Origin of the sequence: Chryseobacterium sp. KCF3-3 (assembly GCF_045865955.1) — a bacterium.
In the GTDB taxonomy this organism is placed as follows: domain Bacteria; phylum Bacteroidota; class Bacteroidia; order Flavobacteriales; family Weeksellaceae; genus Chryseobacterium.
On sequence record NZ_AP035792.1, the window covers coordinates 2,348,753 to 2,372,052 of the forward strand.

At 36.1% G+C, this 23,300-nt stretch carries 19 protein-coding genes; 12 read left to right on the plus strand and 7 right to left on the minus strand.

Annotated features, from left to right (window positions below; all coding sequences use genetic code 11):
• Positions 1-84: 84 nt before the first annotated feature.
• Positions 85-1,263: a nicotinate phosphoribosyltransferase gene (pncB, locus tag ACKTTZ_RS10480; protein WP_034694646.1), complete on the minus strand. Its 1,179-nt coding sequence runs from the start codon at positions 1,261-1,263 to the stop codon at positions 85-87.
• 316 nt (positions 1,264-1,579) lie between these two features.
• Here pncB and ACKTTZ_RS10485 point away from each other — a divergent pair, with 316 nt between their 5' ends.
• Positions 1,580-2,905: a hypothetical protein gene (locus tag ACKTTZ_RS10485; RefSeq protein WP_407848737.1), complete on the plus strand. Its 1,326-nt coding sequence runs from the start codon at positions 1,580-1,582 to the stop codon at positions 2,903-2,905.
• 196 nt (positions 2,906-3,101) lie between these two features.
• Here the strand turns inward: ACKTTZ_RS10485 and ACKTTZ_RS10490 are convergent, their stop codons facing one another.
• Complete coding sequence (locus ACKTTZ_RS10490; RefSeq protein ID WP_034694650.1) at positions 3,102-3,578, minus strand: Dps family protein; 477 nt, start codon at positions 3,576-3,578, stop codon at positions 3,102-3,104.
• A 235-nt stretch (positions 3,579-3,813) separates the two neighbouring features.
• On the opposite strand from ACKTTZ_RS10490, the gene ACKTTZ_RS10495 reads away from it, so the two are divergent.
• The 11 genes from ACKTTZ_RS10495 (at position 3,814) to ACKTTZ_RS10545 (ending at position 16,046) form a co-directional block, all read left to right on the plus strand.
• The gene (locus ACKTTZ_RS10495; RefSeq protein WP_407848739.1) at positions 3,814-4,944 is read left to right on the plus strand and encodes a hypothetical protein; all 1,131 of its coding nucleotides are present in this window, start codon (positions 3,814-3,816) and stop codon (positions 4,942-4,944) included.
• 320 nt (positions 4,945-5,264) lie between these two features.
• Positions 5,265-5,678 (plus strand): 30S ribosomal protein S12, encoded by a 414-nt coding sequence (gene rpsL / locus ACKTTZ_RS10500; RefSeq protein WP_002983146.1) that lies wholly within the window; start codon positions 5,265-5,267, stop codon positions 5,676-5,678.
• A gap of 23 nt (positions 5,679-5,701) precedes the next feature.
• Positions 5,702-6,178, plus strand: a complete 477-nt coding sequence (gene rpsG, locus ACKTTZ_RS10505; protein ID WP_034694654.1) for a 30S ribosomal protein S7 — start codon at positions 5,702-5,704, stop codon at positions 6,176-6,178.
• Positions 6,179-6,184: 6 nt separating this feature from the next.
• Positions 6,185-8,302 carry an elongation factor G gene (gene fusA, locus ACKTTZ_RS10510; protein ID WP_407848742.1) on the plus strand — a complete coding sequence of 706 codons (2,118 nt, stop codon included), beginning with the start codon at positions 6,185-6,187 and terminating at the stop codon, positions 8,300-8,302.
• 16 nt (positions 8,303-8,318) lie between these two features.
• A complete protein-coding gene (gene rpsJ, locus ACKTTZ_RS10515; protein ID WP_002661363.1) occupies positions 8,319-8,624 on the plus strand; it encodes a 30S ribosomal protein S10 in 306 nt (101 codons plus the stop codon).
• Positions 8,625-8,938: 314 nt separating this feature from the next.
• Positions 8,939-9,727, plus strand: coding sequence for a carbonic anhydrase family protein (locus tag ACKTTZ_RS10520; protein WP_407848745.1), 789 nt, complete (start codon positions 8,939-8,941; stop codon positions 9,725-9,727).
• A gap of 256 nt (positions 9,728-9,983) precedes the next feature.
• The gene (locus ACKTTZ_RS10525) at positions 9,984-12,239 is read left to right on the plus strand and encodes a TonB-dependent siderophore receptor (RefSeq protein WP_034694831.1); all 2,256 of its coding nucleotides are present in this window, start codon (positions 9,984-9,986) and stop codon (positions 12,237-12,239) included.
• Between the two features lie 13 nt (positions 12,240-12,252).
• The gene (locus ACKTTZ_RS10530) at positions 12,253-12,540 is read left to right on the plus strand and encodes a hypothetical protein (RefSeq protein WP_407848747.1); all 288 of its coding nucleotides are present in this window, start codon (positions 12,253-12,255) and stop codon (positions 12,538-12,540) included.
• Between the two features lie 133 nt (positions 12,541-12,673).
• Positions 12,674-13,162 carry a low affinity iron permease family protein gene (locus ACKTTZ_RS10535; protein WP_407848749.1) on the plus strand — a complete coding sequence of 163 codons (489 nt, stop codon included), beginning with the start codon at positions 12,674-12,676 and terminating at the stop codon, positions 13,160-13,162.
• 146 nt (positions 13,163-13,308) lie between these two features.
• Positions 13,309-15,549, plus strand: a complete 2,241-nt coding sequence (locus ACKTTZ_RS10540; RefSeq protein WP_407848751.1) for a reprolysin-like metallopeptidase — start codon at positions 13,309-13,311, stop codon at positions 15,547-15,549.
• A gap of 365 nt (positions 15,550-15,914) precedes the next feature.
• Positions 15,915-16,046, plus strand: a complete 132-nt coding sequence (locus tag ACKTTZ_RS10545; protein WP_156106415.1) for a hypothetical protein — start codon at positions 15,915-15,917, stop codon at positions 16,044-16,046.
• A 2,360-nt stretch (positions 16,047-18,406) separates the two neighbouring features.
• On the opposite strand, the gene ACKTTZ_RS10550 is transcribed toward ACKTTZ_RS10545, so the two are convergent.
• The 5 genes from ACKTTZ_RS10550 to glpK all read right to left on the minus strand — a co-directional run bounded on the left by ACKTTZ_RS10550 (position 18,407) and on the right by glpK (position 23,294).
• Positions 18,407-19,384, minus strand: coding sequence for a hypothetical protein (locus ACKTTZ_RS10550; RefSeq protein ID WP_034694661.1), 978 nt, complete (start codon positions 19,382-19,384; stop codon positions 18,407-18,409).
• Between the two features lie 248 nt (positions 19,385-19,632).
• Positions 19,633-20,055, minus strand: coding sequence for a hypothetical protein (locus tag ACKTTZ_RS10555; RefSeq protein WP_407848753.1), 423 nt, complete (start codon positions 20,053-20,055; stop codon positions 19,633-19,635).
• Between the two features lie 171 nt (positions 20,056-20,226).
• Positions 20,227-21,039 (minus strand): hypothetical protein, encoded by an 813-nt coding sequence (locus ACKTTZ_RS10560; RefSeq protein WP_034694666.1) that lies wholly within the window; start codon positions 21,037-21,039, stop codon positions 20,227-20,229.
• A 5-nt stretch (positions 21,040-21,044) separates the two neighbouring features.
• Positions 21,045-21,776, minus strand: a complete 732-nt coding sequence (locus ACKTTZ_RS10565; RefSeq protein ID WP_034694667.1) for an MIP/aquaporin family protein — start codon at positions 21,774-21,776, stop codon at positions 21,045-21,047.
• A gap of 21 nt (positions 21,777-21,797) precedes the next feature.
• On the minus strand, positions 21,798-23,294 hold the full coding sequence (gene glpK, locus ACKTTZ_RS10570; RefSeq protein WP_407848755.1) for a glycerol kinase GlpK: 1,497 nt from the start codon (positions 23,292-23,294) through the stop codon (positions 21,798-21,800).
• Between the last annotated feature and the right edge of the window lie 6 nt (positions 23,295-23,300).

The window sequence follows — 23,300 nt, forward strand, 5'->3', positions numbered from 1 at the left end:
TTGAAAACTGAATTTTAAGTGATGATATAAAACAAAAAACCTCGATAACTTCGAGGTTTGTATCTAATTGTTCTGATGAGGTTACTAATCTTTAATTCTTAAAAATTCTTTCGCCAATTCAATCATCTTTGGATCTCCGGTATATTTACCATGTTCATCGGAAAGTTTTACCGTAGGAATCCATTCCTTATTGGGAGCCTGTACACCGATGAGTTTCATGACGATGTTCATTGGTTTCAATCCTACATCATTCGTAAGATTGGTTCCGATTCCGAATGAGATACCAATTTTTCCTCTGCAGTAATTGGTGATTTCCTCTACTTTTTCAAGATTTAAAGCATCAGAAAAAATAATATATTTAAACATCGGATTAATCCCGTTTCTTTGATAGTGGGCAATGGTCTTGTCAGCAAATTCCAAAGCATCACCACTGTCATGACGAACCCCATCGAAAAGCTTCGCAAATTTTTTGTCGAACTGTTGGAAGAAAACATCGGTAGTATAAGTATCAGACAAGGCCACTCCAAGATCACCTCTGTAAACGTCTACCCAGTGTTCCAGGGCCATTTCATTAGCCATCTTGAATCCATATTCGGCTGCGTGGAACATAAACCATTCGTGAGCATGCGTTCCGATTGGTTTTACGCCGTACTTCATTGCAAAATGAACGTTTGAACTTCCGATAAATGTAGATTCTTTTTTCTGAGTTAAAGCTTCCATTACAAGATTCTGTACCTTGTAAGAGTGTCTTCTTCTCGTTCCGAATTCTGCAAACGTTACTCCAAGTCTACCCAATGAGTCAGCCTTTTCGATTGTTTTGCTCATCACCACTTCGTTGGAATCTCTTTCCATGTGGTTCATTTCGTAATGCAGCTCACTGATCAGTGCCAGCAACGGAACTTCCCAAAGTATGGTTCTGTACCAAAGTCCTTCCACAATAACGGAAAGATCACCTCCTTCCTGATGAATTTTTACTTCAGATGGGTCATAATGGTAGCCTTCTAAAAAATCAAGATAGGGTAGATCTATATAAGGACATGTTCTTGCCATGAACTTTTTTTCATCCTTCGTAAGCTTAAGTTCAGCCATTTTATTCACAGCTTCTCTTAAAGCAGCATCAAACCCTTCTGGAAAGTGGTGCTTTCCCCTGTTGATAAATTCATATTTTACAATAGAACCCGGAAATAGTTTTACCACAGCATTCTGCATGGTTATTTTATAGAAATCATTATCAAGGATAGAGTTTAATCTCACGTCGTTCATAATATGTGTAATTTTAACGCAAATATAAAAATAAAAAATATAATTCCCTAAATGTAAGGCGATTTTTTGGAAATATTTCCATGCTTATGATGGAGTTACTTTCCAAGATAAGAATTGTACACCATACTTCTTTCTCCTGTTCGGTAATATAGTCGCTCATTTGAGAGTTTGACTTAAGTGTAATTTTACAACGGTATTCTGCATGGTCATGTTATGAAAATCTTTGTCGGGTATTGAGTTAAAGGTAATGCAGTCCTTTTTTTGTAATAAAATTTAATAATTTAATTTTGTTCTCCATATTTATTTAGACAGTAAAATGAAAAAATACGGATTTATAAGTGTTTTTGTTTTTCTATTAGGCTATTTTTTTTATTTAGTTTCGGAGATTCTTTCTTTGCCAAAAGGTGTAGGCTATTTTTATCCTGTTGATGATGTTTATATTCATTTGGAGGTAGCAAAAAATATAGCTGATCAGTTTTTATTTTCTATCAACTCCAATTCATTTGATCCGGCATCTTCATCTATATTATATAGTTTCTTTTTGAGCCTTTTAATAAAAGTTTTTGGGGATTCATCTTATTATCCTTTGTTTATTAATCTTACGTTTGGGGTTTTAACAAGTTTTTACGCAGCCAATTTTGTTGTCCTTCAATATGGAAAGAAGTTTGCTCTGTTTTTTATTTTTCTGTTGCAGCCATTGGCAATGATTTATCTTTCCTCTATATTAGGAATGGAGCATACTATTCATATATTCCTCATAGTTCTGTTTTTTATTTTTTATAATAAATTAGCTTCAGGAGATTTGAAGGCTTTAACCCATTTATTAATAGTCGTTTTTTTTCTCGGAGCAGTAAGATTTGAAAGTGTGTTCTTCATTTCTGCCGTTATTTTTGTTTTTGTAGGTCAGAAAAAATTTAGACAGGGCTTGTTGATTGGTTTTGTCGGTTTTTTCCCTATAATTATGTATGGATTATACTCTCTTCTTATGGGAGGTTTGTTTTTTCCAAATTCAGTACTTGTCAAAAGTAATTTTCATGTTTCAGATGCAGAAAGTTGTATAATAATGTTGAAAAGCAAGTTTTTGAATGTGGATTATATCAAATATTTGTTTCCTTTCAGTATATTTTATTTAATGTATGCTTTTTCCAGATATAGAAATGTAAAACTTCCAAGAGTTCTTGAAATGGAAGCATTGCCAATCATCATTTTGCTTACTTCTTACGGGCAGCTCATGTTTGGAATAATGACATTCAGATATGAAAATTATTTGATGATTGCCTATCTTTTTATTGGAGTTAAAATTTGTGATTTTTATTTTAAAACTTCAGGTTTCTCTATTTCTAAGCTTTTTGCTTTTTTATTTGTAGGCTACTCGGTAGTTTTTGGACTATTCAAAATGTATTGGTATCATCCGGTTTTATATACTGATTCTAAAAATCTTTACTACAACCAATATAAGCTCGCACAATTTTTAAAAAAGTATTATGATTCTGAAACAATTGTAGCCAATGATATTGGAGCAATCACCTATTTTACGAATATTGAAGTTTTAGATATGTATGGATTGGGAAGTACAGATGTTGCAAAATACAAATATAAAACCCTGAGGGGAATGATTTTTCGTATTTTATGGGAGAATTAAGTTACCGTAAAAATGCGCGAATTGCTGTAATATATCCAGAATGGTTTGTAGGTCAAATTCCCAAAAATTGGGTTTTGGTTGGAAAATGGAAAATGAGTGATTTTAGAAATCCTCATATAAGGTATGTCAATTTTTATGCTGTTACAAAAAGTGACATACCTTATTTAAGGAAAAATTTAAAAGAGTTTAAATATAATTACTTCCCAAGATAAGAGTTATACATCCAAACTTCTTTCTCCTGCTCGGTAATATAATCGCTCATTTGAGAATTGGTACCTTCATCTCCGGCTTCATCAGTAATATCTAAAAGTTCTCTCTGCAGATCAATCACCACTTTGAATGAGCTTAGAATCTGCTCAACACTTTTGGTACCATCAGTTACTTCTTTACTTTCTTTAATGGTTGCCACCTTCAGGTAATCTGAATAGTTATGCGCAGGCGTAGCTCCTAACGTAAGGATTCTTTCTGCAATCTCGTCAATCTTTAATACAAGGCTGTTATACAATTCCTCAAACTTCGGGTGAAGAGTGAAAAACTGTTCTCCTTTAATATTCCAGTGAGAACCTCTTGTGTTCTGATAGAATACAGAATAGTTAGCCAATAAAATGTTTAATTTTTCTGAAATCTTTTTGCAATCGGCTTCTTTAAGGCCAATGATACTAGCATTTTTCATATGTATATATTTATTTTTTTAAGGTTAGATACAATCACTGCTTCCATTAAGTATGGGAAGAAGCTTTTTTGATGTGATTGATAGTTTATCATTTTGTATACCTCAAATTTACGAAATATCGTGCCGAACTCTACTGATTATTAATAGATCATAACTATAAGAAAGTTTTTAAATATAGTTTGGAAGTATTAATATTGTGCTTATCTAAAACAGACCTCAGAAATTATAGACTATTATGCTTTTTGACACCCTTATTAATATCCCTGAAAATAAAGAAAGATCGCTGGTAAAATATTTCAGTATTGGAATTGTACTGATTTATATTGGTGTCTTTATCGCATTATATCTGAAAGCTGAAGAACCATTTTCTGCCTGGACAATTTCTGATTGGCTGATCAATTATACAGATGGAGGTTTCAAAAGAAGAGGTCTTTTGGGAGATGTATTTTTTTATATACAGGATATAACGGGATTGAAATTACAATTTCAGATCTTTATTCTTCAGATCGTGGGGTTGTCGGGAATTCTGTACTGGACGCTTTTATACCTGAAAAAATATAAGGTTGATCTTTTTTATCTGAGCATCATGGCCTCACCTTATATTCTTTTATTTCCTGCATTGACTGTGAGAAATGCCGGGAGAAGAGAAATCATCTTGATTCTTATAATGCTGTGGTATTCTTTTTCAAAAAAATCTAAGCTTAATGATGCATTATTATGGATTTTTTATATCATTTTTCTTTTCATACACGAGGCTGGATTTTTTTTCCTTCCCTTTTTATTATGGATTAATTATTCCAAATGGCAGAAAATTAATAGTAAATACATGCTGTCTATAGCAGTAGCAGCTTTTGCCAGTATTGGTATTATCTATTTTTTAGGTGGAAATGTGAATCAGGGAGAAAGTTTATCGATCCTGAAAAGCAGAGGAGTGGTTTTTCAGAAAGAGAATATTTTTGACCTGGAATATTATTTTGACTTTAACTATGTTCTTCAGTACAAATTATCATTTCTGGTTCATGCTATTGAACTCCTTATCATAATATTTCAAATAGGACTTTATATTTATCTGTTTAAAAAAGAATCATTCTATAGCTACCTTTTCTGTAATATGATCTGCCTTATTTGGGTTGCTCCTTTATATTATCTTGGAATTGATTGGATGAGATGGAATTATATTTACTCCACATTATTATTTATTGTGTTTACATCGATGTTAAAAACAAATGATTCCGGAATGATATCATTCAATAATAACCCGGTGAAATCTTCATATCTTATTTTTTCCGGTGTTTTTTATTTATTGGTTCTCTTACATCTTCAGCATGATACCATGATTGAATGGATTCAAAACTATCTTATGTAGGAATAAATTTGAAATTTTAATTCTTCATAAGGATAAGAACATTTTTAAATACATCAGATCCTATATCCGGAATTAATTTTAAAAGAAAAAAATATTGAAAATCCGGAGTCGATAAATTTCATAATTATTTAATACTCATTTTTTAGGTTGTAAAATCCATTTCTTCCTGCTTGTTTTCCGCATGTATATTGTACTTCTATATTGATACTCATGAAATGTGTTTCATTTCCGATGTAAGTATTTGATTTTAATTTTTATATAAGAGTTTGCAGATTAAAAAAATATTACTATTTTTGCACCCTAAAATAAAAAGCAATTAAATGCCTACTATTCAACAATTAGTAAGAAAAGGAAGAGCCACGCTTGCCAAGAAGAGCAAATCGGCTGCCCTAGATTCTTGTCCACAAAGACGTGGTGTATGTACGAGAGTATATACAACTACACCTAAGAAACCTAACTCTGCACTTAGAAAAGTAGCAAGGGTAAGACTTTCTAACGGTAAAGAAGTTAACGCCTATATCCCGGGCGAAGGACACAATCTTCAGGAGCACTCGATAGTATTGGTTAGAGGCGGAAGGGTGAAAGACCTACCGGGAGTACGTTACCACATCGTAAGAGGTGCATTAGACACCGCTGGTGTAAATGGAAGAACTCAGAGAAGATCTAAGTACGGAGCTAAGAGACCTAAACCAGGACAAGCAGCTGCTGCTCCTGCAAAAGGAAAGAAAAAATAATCATTAAATAAGGTACAAAAGCAATGAGAAAGACAAAAGCGAAAAAAAGACCGTTGTTACCAGATCCGAAATTTAATGATCAATTGGTAACGAGATTCGTAAACAACTTAATGCTTGACGGTAAGAAGTCAATCGCATTCAAAATTTTCTATGATGCATTAGAGATCGTAGAAACTAAAAAAGGAGATAACGAAAAAACTGCACTTGAAATCTGGAAAGATGCACTTACAAATGTAATGCCTCACGTAGAAGTACGTTCTAGAAGAGTAGGTGGAGCTAACTTCCAAATCCCTATGCCAATCAGAGCTGATAGAAAGATTTCTATGGCAATGAAATGGTTAATCAAATATTCTAAAGCTAGAAATGATAAGTCTATGGCTTTGAAATTAGCTAACGAAGTTGTAGCTGCTTCAAGAGAAGAAGGTGCTGCTTTCAAAAAGAAATCTGATACTCACAAAATGGCGGAAGCTAACAAGGCTTTCTCACACTTCAAATTCTAATCTGAAATGGGAAGAGATCTTAAATTTACAAGAAATATTGGTATCGCTGCTCACATTGATGCAGGTAAGACTACCACTACAGAAAGGATTCTATTCTATACAGGGGTAAACCACAAAATTGGAGAGGTTCACGATGGTGCTTCTACAATGGACTGGATGGAGCAGGAAGCAGAAAGAGGTATTACTATTACTTCTGCAGCTACCACTTGTTCTTGGAACTTTCCAACAGATCAAGGAAAACCTCTAGCTGATACTAAGCCTTACCACTTCAACATCATTGATACACCGGGACACGTTGACTTCACAGTAGAGGTAAACAGATCTTTAAGAGTATTGGATGGATTGGTATTCTTATTCTCTGCAGTAGATGGAGTAGAGCCTCAGTCTGAAACAAACTGGAGACTTGCTGACAACTACAAAGTTGCAAGAATGGGATTCGTAAACAAAATGGACAGACAAGGTGCTGACTTCCTTAACGTGGTAAACCAGGTTAAAGAAATGTTAGGATCTAACGCAGTTCCAATCGTTTTACCAATCGGTGCTGAAGAAGATTTCAAAGGTGTTGTTGACTTAATTAAAAACAGAGCGATCATCTGGGATGAAGCAGGACAAGGAGCTACTTTTGAAGTAGTGCCAATTCCTGAAGATATGAAAGATGAAGTTCTTGAATATAGAGAGAAACTAGTAGAAGCTGTTTCTGAATATGACGAAACTTTGATGGAGAAATTCTTCGAAGATCCGGATTCAATTACAGAAGAAGAAATCAATGCTGCATTGAGAGCTGCTACTATCGATTTATCTATTATCCCAATGACTTGTGGTTCTTCATTCAAGAATAAAGGAGTACAGTTTATGTTGGATGCAGTATGTAAATACCTTCCTTCTCCATTGGATAAAGATGATATCAAAGGTACTGACCCAAGAACTGATGCTGAGATCACAAGAAAACCATCTGTAGATGAGCCTTTCTCTGCATTAGCATTTAAGATTGCTACTGACCCGTTCGTGGGAAGATTAGCATTCTTCAGAGCTTACTCTGGAAGACTAGATGCAGGTTCTTATATCTTGAACACTCGTTCAGGAGATAAAGAAAGAATCTCTAGAATCTATCAGATGCACGCTAACAAGCAAAATCCAGTAGAATATATTGAAGCTGGAGATATTGGTGCAGCAGTTGGATTCAAGTCTATCAAAACTGGTGATACTATGTGTGATGAGAAAAACCCGATCATTCTTGAATCTATGGTTTTCCCTGATCCGGTAATTGGTATCGCTGTTGAGCCTAAAACTAAAGCTGACCAGGATAAAATGGGTAACGCTCTAGCTAAATTGGCTGAAGAAGATCCTACGTTTACTGTTAGAACTGACGAAGCTTCTGGACAAACGATTATCTCTGGTATGGGTGAGCTTCACTTAGATATCATTGTTGACCGTATGAAGAGAGAGTTCAAAGTTGAAGTAAACCAAGGACAACCTCAGGTAGAGTACAAAGAAAACTTAACAAAAGTTGCTCAACACAGAGAAGTTTACAAAAAACAATCTGGTGGTAAAGGTAAATTTGCTGACATTGTATTTGAACTAGGACCTGCAGACGAAGGTAAAATTGGTTTAGAATTCATCAATGAGATCAAAGGTGGTAACGTTCCTAGAGAATTTGTTCCTGCCATTGAAAAAGGCTTTAAAGCTGCAATGAAAAACGGTCCTTTGGCTGGTTTCGAAGTTGAAGGTATTAAAGTTATTCTTAAAGACGGATCTTTCCACGCGGTGGATTCTGATGCTCTTTCATTTGAAATGGCTGCTAAATTAGGATTTAAAGAAGCGGGACGTGCTGCTAAGCCAGTAATTATGGAGCCTATTATGAAACTGGAAGTTGTAACTCCGGAAGAATATATGGGTAACATCATTGGTGACCTTAACAAAAGAAGAGGTACTATCAGTGGTCAGGAAGAGAAAAACGGTGCTGTTGTAATCAAAGGTTCTGTTCCACTTTCTGAAATGTTTGGATACGTAACTACTCTAAGAACACTTTCATCAGGAAGAGCTACTTCTTCTATGGAATTAGAGAAGTACCAAGCTACTCCACAAAACGTTGCTGAAGATATCATAGCTAAAGCAAAAGGTTAATTTTTAAATTAAAGAAATGTCACAAAGAATCAGAATAAAACTAAAATCTTACGATTACAACTTGGTAGACAAGTCTGCTGAGAAAATCGTAAAAACGGTAAAGGCTACTGGTGCTGTTGTAAACGGTCCAATTCCATTGCCAACGAACAAGAGAATCTTCACAGTGTTGAGATCTCCGCACGTAAACAAGAAAGCAAGAGAGCAGTTCCAGTTATCAGCTCACAAGAGACTAATGGATATCTACTCTTCTTCTTCTAAAACTGTTGATGCTCTAATGAAATTAGAACTTCCTTCAGGAGTAGACGTTGAAATTAAAGTGTGATAAATGCATACTTTGCAATGATTATACAATCCGTTCCTTTTTTAGGGACGGATTTTTTGCTTTAATAAGCTTCCATGAATCAATAATTTATTTATTCTTGTTTTTCTTAATCAAATCCAATTTTAGTATTAAAATCTTTTACCACTTTATGATATTTTAATTTCGATTAAAATTCAATTAAAAATTGATTGTAATAATTGGCAGATTTAAAATCTAATTAAATTTGTTTCATAAACACAATAATTAATTTTAATACAAATGATCGAAAAAAAAGAGACATGGGGTTTAATACCTAATGTAAAAAAGCTGTAGCATTGTTAGGACTTGTTCCTGTAATCTTAATGACTTCGTGCCAGAGCGATAAGGATGAAAGCTCTAATGAACTTACGGCTTATCCTTCCAGCCTTATCAGTACGCCTATTGTAACATCTAATTTCTCTGTAGCTATTGCAGAATCGCAGACTCCCGTCAATATTCAACCATCATCTGCAATTACCTTTCACAGCAGTGATCCTGCCATTCATTACGGAGCGATTACTCTGAACTCCGTTGTCAATTATGCAGGAGAATATCTTAAAATAAATGTTGCAGGAGCCGATAATCAAAACAATTATATTACGGTTGGCGGCAAAAAATACAATTTAGCAAGCTTTCATTTCCACCACAGCAGCGAACATACGATCGACGGTAAATACAGCACGATGGAAATTCATTTCGTAAATGTAGCTTCAGATAATTCATACGCTGTTTTAGGTGTCATGGTTGATCTCGGAAACACAAATACATCACTTCAAAGTTTGTTTTCGCAATCTCCTGCTGTAAATAATGGGGTCAATTCCTCGAATACTGTATTTAATATCGCCAGCTTATTACCAGACAATACGCGGGAATATTATACGTACAGCGGTTCTTTAACGACTCCTAATTTCGGATCACATTCTGCAATTACTAACGGCGGTCCTGTAACCTGGTTTGTTTTTAAAAATAAGCAGCAATTATCAACCGCTAACTTTAATAATTATAAATCGATCTACACAGAGCCTAATTTTAGGGCGATTCAACCTTTAAATGGAAGAAAGGTTTATGTAAATCCGGGATTTTAATATATTAATCAATGAAATAAGAAAAGCAGATTGGCAAACCGCAAATCTGTTTTTTTTTTGAATTGTGCTTCCTGTAATCATAAAACACCTTGGAAGGATAACCCTTAATGATACTATGGATCTGTTTGGAGATTACAAGGGGTCGCTGGGTATGATTAATGATCTGATATTAATAGTTCTTTTTTGGGTGACATATGTCACTCTTGTTTATTTATTTAGAATGAATAAAAATAATAATTTTGCAAAAAATTATCAGATGAATAAAGTAGTATCCTTTTCTCTGCTATTATTGGGTGGGGTTCTTGCCAATGCGCAGAAAGTAAATGATTCAGTAAAACACAAGAAAATTGAAGAAGTAGAACTATTTGGTGAGAAAAAGAAACAACCGCAAGGTCTTGATGCCATTACAAGATTGCCTTTGAAAACCAGAGATCAGATTCAAAGTATTTCAATAATCTCCCATAAAGCTATCGAAGAATTAGGAGCACTTACAGTCACTGATGTTGCCAAAAACGTTCCAGGGGTAACCTTGTTTTCAAGTTATGGAGGAGGAAACGAAAGTATGTCCATCAGAGGATATCGTGGAGTTCCCGTATTGAAAAACGGTGTTCAGCTGGATTCAGATTTCCGTACTGCAGGGATGATCACAGATATGCAGGGTGTAGAAAGTATTCAGGTTATCAAAGGATCTGCTGCTATTGGCCAGGGAATTGGAAATGGCTTGGGATCTGCAGGAGGAGTTATTAATGTTGTAACAAAAAGGCCTCAGTTTATTGATCAGACTAATGTAGGTTTCCGTTATGGAAGTTGGGATTTTTACAGACCTACAGTAGATTTCCAGAGAGTATTGGATTCTCAGGGAAAAGTAGCAGTAAGATTCAACGGAGCATACCAGAATAATAATTCATTCAGAAGCAACGTACAAGGAGAAAGAATCTATGTAAATCCATCTATTGCTTTTCGCCCGGATGATAAGACATTAATCAATGTGGAAATGGATTATCTTCATGATAAAAGAACACCGGACAGAGGAACAATCAACCTTGCTCCGGGAACAGTTGAAGCATTATATCATATGCCAAAAGGGAAGTTTTTAGGATATGCATCTGATTATTCAAAAACAGAAACTTTCAACTTTGCTACTACAATTGTACGTAACCTTACAGATAAATTAAAAGTAAGAGCAGCTTTTGTTAATTCCGTAAGCAATACAGATTCTGAAGCTTCTTCTGTATCATTGCCTGCAGGGGAAACAAACTATAATATCAGACAGCGTACCATAGGAAAATCACAAGGTGAAGATATCAATAAAGTATTACAGTTAGACTTCATCGGAGAGCAGATAAAAACAGGATTTATTAACCATACCTTCCAGGTTGGTTTTGATTGGAGAGAAACAGAAACATCATCTACAACTTACGGAGCTTATAAAAATTCAATTGCACCCGGTAATTTAATTACTGCGCGTGATACAAAAATTGATAATATAACTTATGCAGCCAATCCACTGGATATTTTTGACGTAGTGAACGGAAGTATTCCCAATCAACTTCCTGTAAATGTTATTTATAAAAATCTTGGAAGATCAAACGCTGTTTTAACTCCAAGTATCGGGGCAATGGCTCAGGATGTAATGACGATCGGGAAATATGTGAAAGCTCATGTAGGACTTCGTTACAGCAGATTAAATGGTTCTACTAATGAATCTGTAGATACATGGAATCCTAATTTCGGATTAATTGTTTCTCCGCTTCCGAACGTGAACGTATTTGGATCATATACCACTACTACATCTTTAAGATCTTCTAACAATTTCCTTTTAGACGGTGGAAGAGTAGGGCCGTCTATGACTAAACAATGGGAAGCAGGTATTAAATCAGACTGGTTCAATGAGCGCCTAAGATTTAATGTAACAGTGTTTGATATTAAAACTGATCACCTTTCCTTCACAATTCTTGATGAAAATTATAACCCTGTCGTGATCAATAAGCAGACGATGTATGGCCTTGCGGGTAATCTTAGAAGAAAAGGAGTTGAAGTAGAATTGATCGGAAGAATCCTTCCAAACCTTCAGGTGATGTCAGGATGGGCTTATCTGGATGCTCAATATCAGGACAGCCCGGCTTATATGAATGGTTCAGCACCTATGAATGCTCCTAAACATACAGCAAACGGATGGTTGAATTATAAATTCAATAAAGGTACTTTATCAGGACTTGATGTAGGTGCAGGAATTTACTATGTAGGAAAAAGACCAGTTGATGAATGGACTCAGAAAACATTTACTGCAGGTCACCTGAACAGTGTGAAGCCTGGAGATAAGCCTTTTGATATGCCAGAATACACTACAGTAGATGCTCAGGTAGGATACGCAATGAAAAATGGAATGGGAATAAGAGTATTCTTTAATAATATTTTTGATAGTGTAGGGTACAGCTCTTATTTCAGAGGCGGGTACATTGATCAGATTCAGCCGAGAAACTTTGCTGTACAGGTAAACTATAAATTCTAACTCAAAAGATATTATGAAAATCACCAGAACAGTATTCTTATCATTGGTTGCCGTAGCTGGTTTAGCTTCATGTTCCGAAGAGCATTTGTCTGATGAAGAACTGAAAACAGCCAGAGAAAATATTGAAAAAAGTTGCAATAATCCTAAAAGCATATACTCTTGGGGGAATATTTCTCCCTGGAAGGATCATGGGAATAACACATTTTATCCAAAACCTTTTTCATCTGCTCAAATCGGAAAGAGTATGATAGCAGAAGAAAAACAAAACCTTGAAAACCGTTTTTCAGGAAAAATCAAATAATATATTTCACACATTCATATCAATTTTAATTAGAAAACATTAAGACAGAGTATTGTCTTAATGTTTTTTGTTTGTATTTATTATCCCTGATTCCTGTTAATTTTATACATTTATTATTCTAAAAACAAAAGCTATGAGTCATAAAGATCATCATATTTTTGAGAAATTTTCAAACTGGGCTGTGAAATTTACTGGAAGTCCGTATGCTTTTATAGGAGCTTTTCTTATTGTAGTAGTATGGGCAGTTTCAGGACCTTTTTTTGACTATTCCGAAACCTGGCAGTTGGTAATCAATACTGGCACTACCATCATTACTTTTCTGATGGTATTCCTGATTCAGAAAGCTCAGAACAAAGATTCCAAAGCCATACAGATCAAACTCAATGAACTTATTGCGGCTCACGAAAAAGCAAGCAACCGTATTGTGGATATTGAAGACTTGACGGAAGCAGAATTGGACCAGCTTCACATCTATTATGAAAAACTGGGGCAGCTTGCCAAAAAGGATGCAGATATTCATACTTCTCATTCCATTGATGCAGCACAAAGAAATCAGGATTATAAGTACGAATTCTTTAAAAGAAAACATGAAGAATGGATGCAGAAACAAAAAAAGAATTAATTAAAAATTTTCTAAATATTTTAAATATTGTGATATTTTTTTAATTTTTCTATGGGTGTTGTGCGAGTTTTAATGATTTTTTTTGAATTTTCACATGGTTTTTAGTGTTTTTTTTGATAAATATCTACTTTTATTGAAAAAAATATATGAAAACAAAATTATTTTGTTTGCCGGTATTGCTTTTTGTAATATCAGCAAATGCGCAATGGAGCAGGGGATTGCCTCAACAGAAAATAATAAAAAAGAGTGATCATTCTGTTTACTACAAGCTTGATATTGATCAGATAAGAACACAGCTGTTAAGAGCTCCTAAAATGGGTGAAGGTTCTCCCATCACCATTAATATTCCTACTCTTGAAGGGAAAATAGAGAAATTTACAGTGAACAGTTTCCCGGTAATAGATGAAACTTTGGCTAATAAATACCAGCTGGGTTCATACGTTGGGATTGGAGTGGATGATCCTACTAAATATATTAGATTCAGTGTTGCACCTCATGATTTCCAGTCTATGATTATTGGTCCCAACGGTCAATATGAATTTATAGAACCAGCCACATCTGATAAGGCTTTTTATTCCGTACATGGAAAAACTAATAAAAGCGGACATGCATTTGCCTGCTCTACAAAAGAAGATAAAGAAGCTGTAGCTAATCTTGAAAAGCTTAAAAATAGTGGAGCAGCAGCAAAATCAAATAACAAAACCTTCCACACCTTGAGATTGGCCATGTCTGTTACGGGTGAATATACTGCATATTTTGGTGGTGTTGCTGGCGCACTAGCACAGATCAATGCCACTTTGTCAAGAGTAAACGGTGTATTTGAAAAAGAATTTAATCTTCATGTCAATGCAATTGATGCTCCCAACCTGATCTTTACTGACGCAGCTACCGATCCCTATAGTACCTCTGACCTTATGTGTAAATGGAATAATGAACTGATGAATACATTACATGGAGGAGCATATGGAGTCACAGATGCTAATTTTGATATCGGACACTTGTTCGGAGCTTCTGGAGGAGGTGGAAATGCAGGCTGTATAGGCTGTATAGGAAGTAATGATATCAGTACAACTTCTTATACCGCAGCACAAAGTGATTGTCAGGATGCTGGAGGTAATTACTATGCTTATACATCTCCTGATAACTATAAAGGTAGCGGTTTTACTTCCCCTGCGAATAACATACCACAAGGTGATAACTTTGATATAGATTATGTAGCACATGAGATGGGACATCAGCTTGGAGATAATCATACTTTCAGCAGAGATGAAGGAACGGGTTCTAATACTTATGTAGAACCAGGTACAGGAAGTTCTATTATGGGATATGCGGGGCTTTGGGGAAGTATGTCTGTTCAGCCACATTCAGATGCCTATTTTCATAGTGTAAGTATTGATCAGGTACAGGCTAATCTTGCTGCAGTAACCGTTGATGTGGAAACACCAATCACCAATAATCCACCGGTTGTAACGGCCATGAATACGACGTATACCATTCCGAAATCTACAGCATTCGTGCTGACTGCTTCTGCAACTGATCCGGATGGTGATGCTCTGACTTATTGCTGGGAACAGGTGAATTCAAGTAGCCTTTCCGGAGGGGTAACCAAAACCAATATCGGAAATACAAGTTCAGGAGCAAACTTCAGATCCTGGGCGCCTACCACAAGTCCTACCAGATACTTTCCTAAACTGGCAACCGTATTGGGAGGAGCTGTAAAAAATACAACAGATTTTGAAGCTGCAAGTACAGTAGCAAGAACGACTAACTTCCGCGTGACAGTAAGAGATAACAAACCGGGAGGACAGGCTCAGACTGCTTATGCTACCCAGACTGTAGTTGTGGGATCTGCAGCTGCATTTACTGTTAATACAACATCATTAACTCCTAATGCAAACTCTGCTATTGCATGGACTGTTTCCGGAACTACTGCTTCTCCATATAATGTAGCCAACGTTAAAATTGATTATACAGAAGACGCCGGAGCAACCTGGAATGACCTTGCGGCATCAGTTCCAAATAATGGGTCGGCAAACGTTTTCATCCCTGCATCTTTAGCGGGAAAAACGATTCACTTGAGAGTTTCAGCAATCGGAAATGTTTTCTATGCAGTGAAGCAGGCTACAGTGTCCAGTCTGTTGGCAGTTTCTGAAGCTGGAAATGTAAAATCTGTTAAGATTTATCCAAACCCGGTAGAAGAAGTATTGAATGTGATGAATGTTTCCTCCACTGCTTCTTATGAAATTTTCAATGCTCCGGGACAGTTGATTGCAAAAGGAACGATAGGAGAGGGTAAAATTAATGTAAGAACTCTTGTAAAAGGAATCTATTTTATTACGATCAATAATAAAGAAGAGAAAAGCACAACCAAGTTTGTGAAAAAATAATTCAATAAAAAATCAAAATAAAAAACCTCTGAGTCATCAGAGGTTTTTTTATGGTTTGTATTATCTCATAAAATAGTTGAAATAACTACAGCTTCCCATTAAGTTTTTCGTTGTTTCAGTATCAGAATACTGAGCTTTCAACTGAGCAAAATAGGTTCTGTATTTCTGGTTTTTAAGATTGTCCATTTCCTTTTGTCTGGCATCTTCTTTTTCAGACCACTTCGGATCAGAATAATCGAAATCTTTTGGCGCTTTGGCTTCATACTGGTAATACTTGCCCTGTTCAGCACTTGCCATCTGGAATAAGATTCTTGCTTTTTCCTCTTTATTATTGGAAAGCTTAAGTGCTTTTTGATAATAGTTGATTGACAGGTCAAAATTATCAGGTTCAATATAAGAAGTATCAAGGAAGTTTTTGTAATAATACTTGTAAGGATTCTTTTGATTGGTATTCCAGAAGTCATATTTGCCTCCATTGGTGTTGTCGATATCCATAACAAACAATTGACGGTAATATCCTAAAATAGAAGTATTGTATAATAAGTTTCCGATCAGTTGATTGGCTTTTGCTGCTTTTTCACCGGTTCCGTTTCCAATCTTTTTCAGTTGAATCAATACATCTGCCAATTCAAGTTTGTCCATGCTTGTTTTAATGAAGGGGAAATCAGTATAGTTTTCTGCTTTCATACTTTCCGTATCAGGACTTCCGAAACTTTCCCACACATTATGTCCGAAGACAAGATTTGAAATATTTTTAAACCCGTTGTATTCTGCAGGAGCATATTGTTTTGGAGTAATGGTCTGACCATTCTTTTCTGTCCATTCATAATTTTGTCTAGGAATCCCGGCAAAGCTTTTTGCTTTTTCATAATAAGATTTTGCCTTTTCAAAGTCGGCAAGCCTCATTGCTCTGTCACCATAAATGGTACTGAAGAAGGCATCAATATTGCCTACGCTATCCATATTTTTGGCGATAATCTGTTGCTCAAACTGGGTTTTATTTGGCTTTCTGTAAAACTCTTCCACGCTTTTTACCAAACTGGAATTCGGGTTATATTGAAGATCCGAAAGTTTATTGTTCATCAGGAATGATTTTCCGTCCTCTCCCTGAAGGAAATAACGGTTTGCAATAACATCTTTAAGGAAGTCTGCAGTAGAAGGTACTTCACCATAATAATCGAAATTATCGGTAGTGGCTGTATCTTTTTCTACTTTTTTCTCTACAAAGTATTCTGCATAATCTTTCATCAGATGGTCTTCATAGTCTGCATCAATTTTCGGCTGAGAAACAATGTCATTCAGAACTTTCATTCTTTTGATTTCCTCCAGATATTCCGGATTGGTAGTCTTGATGTCGTTCAGAATTTCAGAACTTTCTTTATAGTCTTTCTTTAAAAACTTAAGATAAGCATCTGCAATCTGCCAGTACTCATCTTTAGATTTTTCTTTTGTTTTGTCTGTGAATTTTTCCAGGTCATTAAGGAAATCCTGTGTCTTCTCATCGTAATAATAGCCCGTTCTGTTGTAGAATGGAATTCTGTCCGGATTGCTGAACAGCTCATCATCACTTTGATCAGCTTTAGCATTATCACCTGTTTTATCAGATTTAGAACCTCCGAAAAGATTTTTAAAGAACCTTACAATTTTCTGCCAGAAAGAAAGCTTTTCTTCCTTTACTTCCGTCTTTGTTTGATCTGTAGATTGAGCTTTTGCGGAATTATCCGTTGAATTTTCTTTTGCTTCTGCTTTTTGAGCCTCTGAAGTATAATAATAAGTAGGTAGATAGCTTCTTTCAAGCTCATTGATACTTCTGGCGGCCATTACCTTCAGAATCTCAGAATCAGGATTGATTTCATACATCTTTTCCATCATTGGAATAGGATTGTTGAAATCTTCATACCCTAAAAGAAAATAAGCCATATTCTTTTCCTCATTCGTATTGGCTCTTTTCATAATGTTGCTGAAAGAGGCAGTGTCTGAAAGCTTCATAGAAACAAATGCAGATTCCTTACGGTCTTTGCTGTTCATGAATACCTGGAAAAAATTCCAGTTGGCATCACTGTTCATTTCCATTCCTCTTTGTGCTCCGGCCAGCTGGTCCAGAGACATGAAATAAACCGCTCCTTTTAGTTTTATGGGAGCAACATAGGTTTTGAAAGCCTGTACTGCAGAATCATAGTTTCTTGTATAATGATTCAGACGGATCAGCTGATAGCCGTAACGCTGCTTTATTTCTGGGTTTCTTGCTGCGTTGTACAAAGAAGTTAAAGCAGCAATGGTTTTATGATAATCAAGAGCTGTTGCATTTTTTCTGTTTGCATCTCTGTCATAATAGAATGAGTTTTCACTTTCAATATAATTGATGCTCATATAAGGCTCGAGATATTTGGCTTCAATTAAATAATCAATGCCTTCCTTATATTTTTGGTAAAATCCGGAACCCAGTTTTTGCAAAAGAGGGTTGGTAGGATTTCCGTTCTTTAAAGCATTCAGATCGTTCATACTTATCTTGTACACCAGATTCTGGGTTTCAGAATAGCTGAGCTGATTGCTAAAGAACTTTTTCCATGTTTCCACATTATCATCAGGAATCAATGAGGGATTGTATCCTCCATAAAACCTGCTTGAATAGTTATGCAGAAAAGGAAGATAAGCTTTATCCTTAATAATGCTTTGAGTAAAAAGGTTGAAGTAATCATAATCAGGATCTGACCATGCACAGGCATCAGATTGTGTATGGAAAAGTGATACAACCGCAAGTGAAAGAATATACTTTTTCATAGGGTGTGTAGTGTTTTTTTAGTTTTAATATTGTATGATGGTTGGTTCAGGCAAGTATGCCTCTATCTTTAAAAGATTAAAATTTCCGGTCTAACACAAATTTACTATCTAATTGATAATAAATAATATTAAAATGCGGGATTTTTTTCTGTAAAAACGCAATGACATCGTTAAGCTGTTCTTCGGAGATTTCTTCTACCTTTATTTTAAAGCCTTTGTTTAAATAACTTCCAAAGTAGAATCCGTCTTTCATGACTTCAACTTCGTGATCTGAAATCTTTTTAAAATTGGAGTTTTCCAGATCTCTTTTTGATAAGGCATTAATGAGTTTATGTTTTCCTAAATGGTTGGTAACAATCCCCCACGAATAAATTGGAAGTGCCACTTCAACATTTTTGATAGGGTAATCTTCCATTTTTGAAAGATAGCTTTTCAGAATATTCACATCCAGAATAGAATTCTTATCAGATTTTTCCAGAGGTGATGAAGTGGAGTAGCACATCAGATATACCTTTTCCACAGGAGGAATTCCGGTCTGCTTTTTATCTTTCACCTGGTGAAGGCGAAGCGTACAGGTAATTTCTTTTCCTGAAACTTTTTTGAGCGCTTTCAGAAATTTAAAATAATCATTCCTTGTTCCGGCAGTCCAGTCACAATCGATTTGAATTTCATTATTGGTGTTAAGATGGTATTCTTCTGCTTTCTTTTGAATTAAAAGATGAATGCTTTCTGCCAGAAATCGGATCTCTTCTGCTGAGATACCCAACAAGGTCTGATTAGTAATGAAAACTGTAGGAACAATCTGTTTGTCTGTCTGAAAACTCTGATCCTTGGTGATTACTGCAACAGGTTGAAATTTCCCATTCACCTTATCTACATCAAAGAATCTGGTGTACAAATAAGGAATCGTAGCTTTATCCAGTGCTTTCCTTTCTGCATTGTCAAGCTTCAGTTTGGTTTTCCAGTAATAAAACGTGTAAGGATGATTCTCTTTTCTGCTGCATGATACAGTAAGAAAGAGAAGAAATAGAAATAAAAATTTTAAATGCTTCATTGGTGTAAATCACCCTTCAAAATTAAAGATATTTTGGCAGAATATAAACCGTAAAATCCCGGTGATTGGAGATTAAAGGCAAGAAGCAAAAGAATATCGTATTTATGCATTATGATTTCTACAATTGTAGTAGATTGTATAACTATTCCCCTCCTCCGGAGGGGTGGCAAATTTATAATTTGACGGGGTGGTTCCCAACAACAAGAAAACCACCCCTGATGGAATGGCTTTCTCTATATATTATTGTACTACTTAAAAAATTCGCTTTCGCAGGTACAGGTTTCTTTTTTGATGCTGTCAGAAGATGAGCAGCAGCCTTCAAGATTCTTAACATTTCCTTTTTCATCGGTAAGGTAAATTTTTTCTTTATCGAATTTCACGAAAAACGTTTCTTCAAATTTTTTAAAAACTACTTTCATTACCTTATTGGGTGCGTATTTACCAACATTGATTTCTTCTGATGTTTCTTCTCCACTGGCCTGATTCACCTGGACGTATCCAAAATGTACATCACCATTATTTTTGAGATCCAGATAATAATGAGGAGTACCTGTGCCACTATATCCTTTCATGATATCAAAAGCTCTGTATCCAATAAAAGGAAGCTCTGTCTGCTGTGCCCACGTACAAATACTGATGCACAGAATCATTACACTGAAAAACTTTTTCATAGATATTTTTTTCAAAAGTAAAGATTTTTAAGCAAAACAGCTACCGTAAAAAAACGATTATTGTATTTTAGAATAACTGTTGAATAATAAAATAGACTATCTTTTAATTATAGTATCATGACAAAGCCACCCCAAAAGGAGTGGTTTCTCTATAATTGAGTTAAAGTCGGATTAAAAAACAGTTGCTGCAAGCTGAATCCTTGCAAACTTATTGGATGGGTTCCACATCGCCATCATGGTTACAGGAAGACTGTAATGATCGGTAATCTTAACAACCTTTCCAGCTTTTACCCCTACATTTACGATGTCAAAGCTGTTTTGGCCATTGCCATACAAAAATGTTTTGTCGTTAAGAGCGAATCCGGCTCCTACAAATGCATCCAGATTGACTTTCTGTCCCTTAATAACAGGATAGCTTGCCTGTACATAGGTAGAATATCTGTTCTTTTTGTAACTTCCGTCAGCTTCCAGAATAACTTCTCCTGCATTGGCTCCTCCATAAAGCATAATGTCAGCTTCAATATTAATCGGGAAGGATGGTCCGAAAGTATAGTTGGTCCTTAAATCAATAATATGAGCGGTTCTTCTCTGTGAATAACTGAAGATATCATCAGCAGCTACTGCAGTATTGATGTTTCGGGAGTTGTAAAGATCCCATAGCCCAATATAAAAACGTCCGTCAGAATATTGAATATAATAATTGATCTCTTTATAATGAGTGTTGTCTTTATCATCCGCCAGTGCAGAAGCACCCCAGATTCCTACCTTCCATTTTTTCTCAGCATCCAGGGCATACGACAGATTTCCCATTACCACAGGTTTATCAGTAATAATAAGACCTCTCCATAAGTGATTATTCTGAATGTTAGCTGTAAAATCAAGTCTTCCTTCTTTGGGTTCCTTGGTTTCAGCAGTTTCCTGTGAAAATAGCTTTCCTGTTCCTAAAACAAGAAAGAAGATTCCTTTTAAGATTTTTCTCATCATGTGCCTTATTTTAAAAATCCATATAAAACAGCTGCGATAATAGCTCCTGTTACAGGACCTACTACAGGAATCCATGCATAGCTCCAGTCACTGCTGCCCTTTACAGGTAAGATTGCATGCATAATTCTTGGTGCAAGATCTCTTGCCGGGTTAATAGCATAGCCTGTAGTTCCACCAAGAGATAGGCCTATTGCCCACACTACAAACGTAACAGGAATTGCTCCAATAGAACCTAATCCTACTTTGGCTGTTGGATCTGCCTGTAAAGAAATACTTGGGTCTGCAAAATAGAATACACAGAATACCAGTACAAATGTTCCGATAATCTCACTGATCAGATTGGAAGATGTTTTTCTGATAGCCGGACCTGTACTGAAACATGCTAGTTTTGCTCCTTCATCTTCCGTAATGGCAAAATGATCTTTATGAAACAGCCATACTAAAAATGCACCCAACATTCCTCCAATCATTTGGGCTGCAATATAAGAGGGAACCAGGTCCCATGAAAATTTTCCTGCTGTCGCAAGACCAATGGTCACAGCCGGATTCAGATGGGCCCCACTTATTGGCCCTGCAACGGTTACTCCCACAAATACGGCCAATGCCCATGCGGTAGTAATAACAATCCATCCGGAATTATTTCCTTTTGTATCTTTCAAGACAACATTGGCTACAACACCGTTGCCTAACAATATAAGAAGCATCGTGCCGATAACTTCTGCAATAAATGGGGTCATATAAGTTTTTTGTTTAGTGAATTAATCTTCTATCCAGCTTTGAGCGCTTTTTATAGCTTTCTTCCAGAAGTGGGTCATTTTATCCACCTGCTCTCTATCCAATTGAGGATGGAAGTCTTTGTCTACAATCCATTGTTCCTGGATTTCATCTATGTTTTTCCAGTATCCTACTGCAAGCCCGGCAAGATAAGCTGCTCCAAGTGCTGTAGTTTCCAGAGTTTTTGGTCTTGTTATTTTAAATCCGAAAAGATCAGATTGAATCTGCATCAGAAGATCACTTGCAGAGGCGCCTCCGTCTACTCTCAATTCAAGGCTTGCTCTTCCGGAATCGGCTTCCATTGCTTTCACAATATCATATACCTGAAATGCAATTCCTTCAAGGGTTGCTCTTGCAATATGAGCGTCCGTAGTTCCTCTTGTGATTCCTACAATCGTTCCTCGGGCATATTGATCCCAATGAGGAGCACCAAGACCAGTTAATGCAGGCACGAAATAAACGCCGCCATTATCTTCTACAGAAGCTGCCAACTCATTTACCTGATCAGAAGAATGGATGATTTTAAGACCATCTCTCAGCCATTGAATAGCAGCGCCTCCTACAAAGACACTTCCTTCCAGGGCATAATTGACTTCTCCATTAATTTTCCAGGCTACCGTTGTCAGTAGATTGTTTTTAGAAGAAACAGCTTCAGTTCCTGTATTCATCAATAAGAAACATCCTGTTCCGTAAGTGTTTTTTACCATTCCTGGAGTGGTACACATCTGCCCGAATAAAGCAGCCTGCTGGTCACCTGCGATTCCGGCAATCGGAATTTTGGTAGAGAATAGAGTAGTGGCAGTTTCACCATATATTTCACTGCTTTGCTTTACTTCAGGAAGAATAGCCTTTGGAATGTTGAATAATTCTAATAAATCATTATCCCATTCCAGCGTATGAATGTTCAGAAGCATTGTTCTGCTGGCATTGGAAACATCCGTAATAAACATTTTTCCACGGGTAAGCTTCCATACAAGCCATGTATCAACAGTTCCGAAACATAGTTTTCCTTCTTCAGCTTTCTGTCTTGCTCCTTCTACATTGTCAAGGATCCATTTTAGTTTGGTTGCTGAAAAGTAAGCATCCAGAACAAGCCCTGTCTTTTCTTTGATTGTTTGGGCGTGCCCCTGATCTTTAAGCTCGTCGCAGTATTTGGACGTTCTGCGGTCTTGCCATACAATAGCGTTGTAGATGGGGTCACCGGTTTCTTTGTCCCAGACAATTGTCGTTTCACGTTGATTGGTGATTCCGATAGCGGCAACTTCCAGTCCGGAGATTCCAGCTTTTGCTATAATTTCTGCTGCTACGGAGATCTGTGAAGACCAGATTTCATTTGGGTCATGTTCTACCCATCCCGGAGTAGGGAATATCTGTCTGAAATCTTTCTGAGATACGTATTTTATTTCTCCACTATGGTTGAAGAGAATCGCTCTTGAGGAAGTTGTTCCCTGATCTAGAGCGAGAATAAGCTTTTCATTCATGTATAT

Bases quoted from the DNA above. Each gene is read 5' to 3' on its own strand.
- pncB (WP_034694646.1), bottom strand. From the start codon at position 1,263: ATGAACGACGTGAGATTAAACTCTATCCTTGATAATGATTTCTATAAA.
- ACKTTZ_RS10485 (WP_407848737.1), top strand. From the start codon at position 1,580: ATGAAAAAATACGGATTTATAAGTGTTTTTGTTTTTCTATTAGGCTAT.
- ACKTTZ_RS10490 (WP_034694650.1), bottom strand. From the start codon at position 3,578: ATGAAAAATGCTAGTATCATTGGCCTTAAAGAAGCCGATTGCAAAAAG.
- ACKTTZ_RS10495 (WP_407848739.1), top strand. From the start codon at position 3,814: ATGCTTTTTGACACCCTTATTAATATCCCTGAAAATAAAGAAAGATCG.
- rpsL (WP_002983146.1), top strand. From the start codon at position 5,265: ATGCCTACTATTCAACAATTAGTAAGAAAAGGAAGAGCCACGCTTGCC.
- rpsG (WP_034694654.1), top strand. From the start codon at position 5,702: ATGAGAAAGACAAAAGCGAAAAAAAGACCGTTGTTACCAGATCCGAAA.
- fusA (WP_407848742.1), top strand. From the start codon at position 6,185: ATGGGAAGAGATCTTAAATTTACAAGAAATATTGGTATCGCTGCTCAC.
- rpsJ (WP_002661363.1), top strand. From the start codon at position 8,319: ATGTCACAAAGAATCAGAATAAAACTAAAATCTTACGATTACAACTTG.
- ACKTTZ_RS10525 (WP_034694831.1), top strand. From the start codon at position 9,984: ATGAATAAAGTAGTATCCTTTTCTCTGCTATTATTGGGTGGGGTTCTT.
- ACKTTZ_RS10530 (WP_407848747.1), top strand. From the start codon at position 12,253: ATGAAAATCACCAGAACAGTATTCTTATCATTGGTTGCCGTAGCTGGT.
- ACKTTZ_RS10535 (WP_407848749.1), top strand. From the start codon at position 12,674: ATGAGTCATAAAGATCATCATATTTTTGAGAAATTTTCAAACTGGGCT.
- ACKTTZ_RS10540 (WP_407848751.1), top strand. From the start codon at position 13,309: ATGAAAACAAAATTATTTTGTTTGCCGGTATTGCTTTTTGTAATATCA.
- ACKTTZ_RS10550 (WP_034694661.1), bottom strand. From the start codon at position 19,384: ATGAAGCATTTAAAATTTTTATTTCTATTTCTTCTCTTTCTTACTGTA.
- ACKTTZ_RS10555 (WP_407848753.1), bottom strand. From the start codon at position 20,055: ATGAAAAAGTTTTTCAGTGTAATGATTCTGTGCATCAGTATTTGTACG.
- ACKTTZ_RS10560 (WP_034694666.1), bottom strand. From the start codon at position 21,039: ATGATGAGAAAAATCTTAAAAGGAATCTTCTTTCTTGTTTTAGGAACA.
- ACKTTZ_RS10565 (WP_034694667.1), bottom strand. From the start codon at position 21,776: ATGACCCCATTTATTGCAGAAGTTATCGGCACGATGCTTCTTATATTG.
- glpK (WP_407848755.1), bottom strand. From the start codon at position 23,294: ATGAATGAAAAGCTTATTCTCGCTCTAGATCAGGGAACAACTTCCTCA.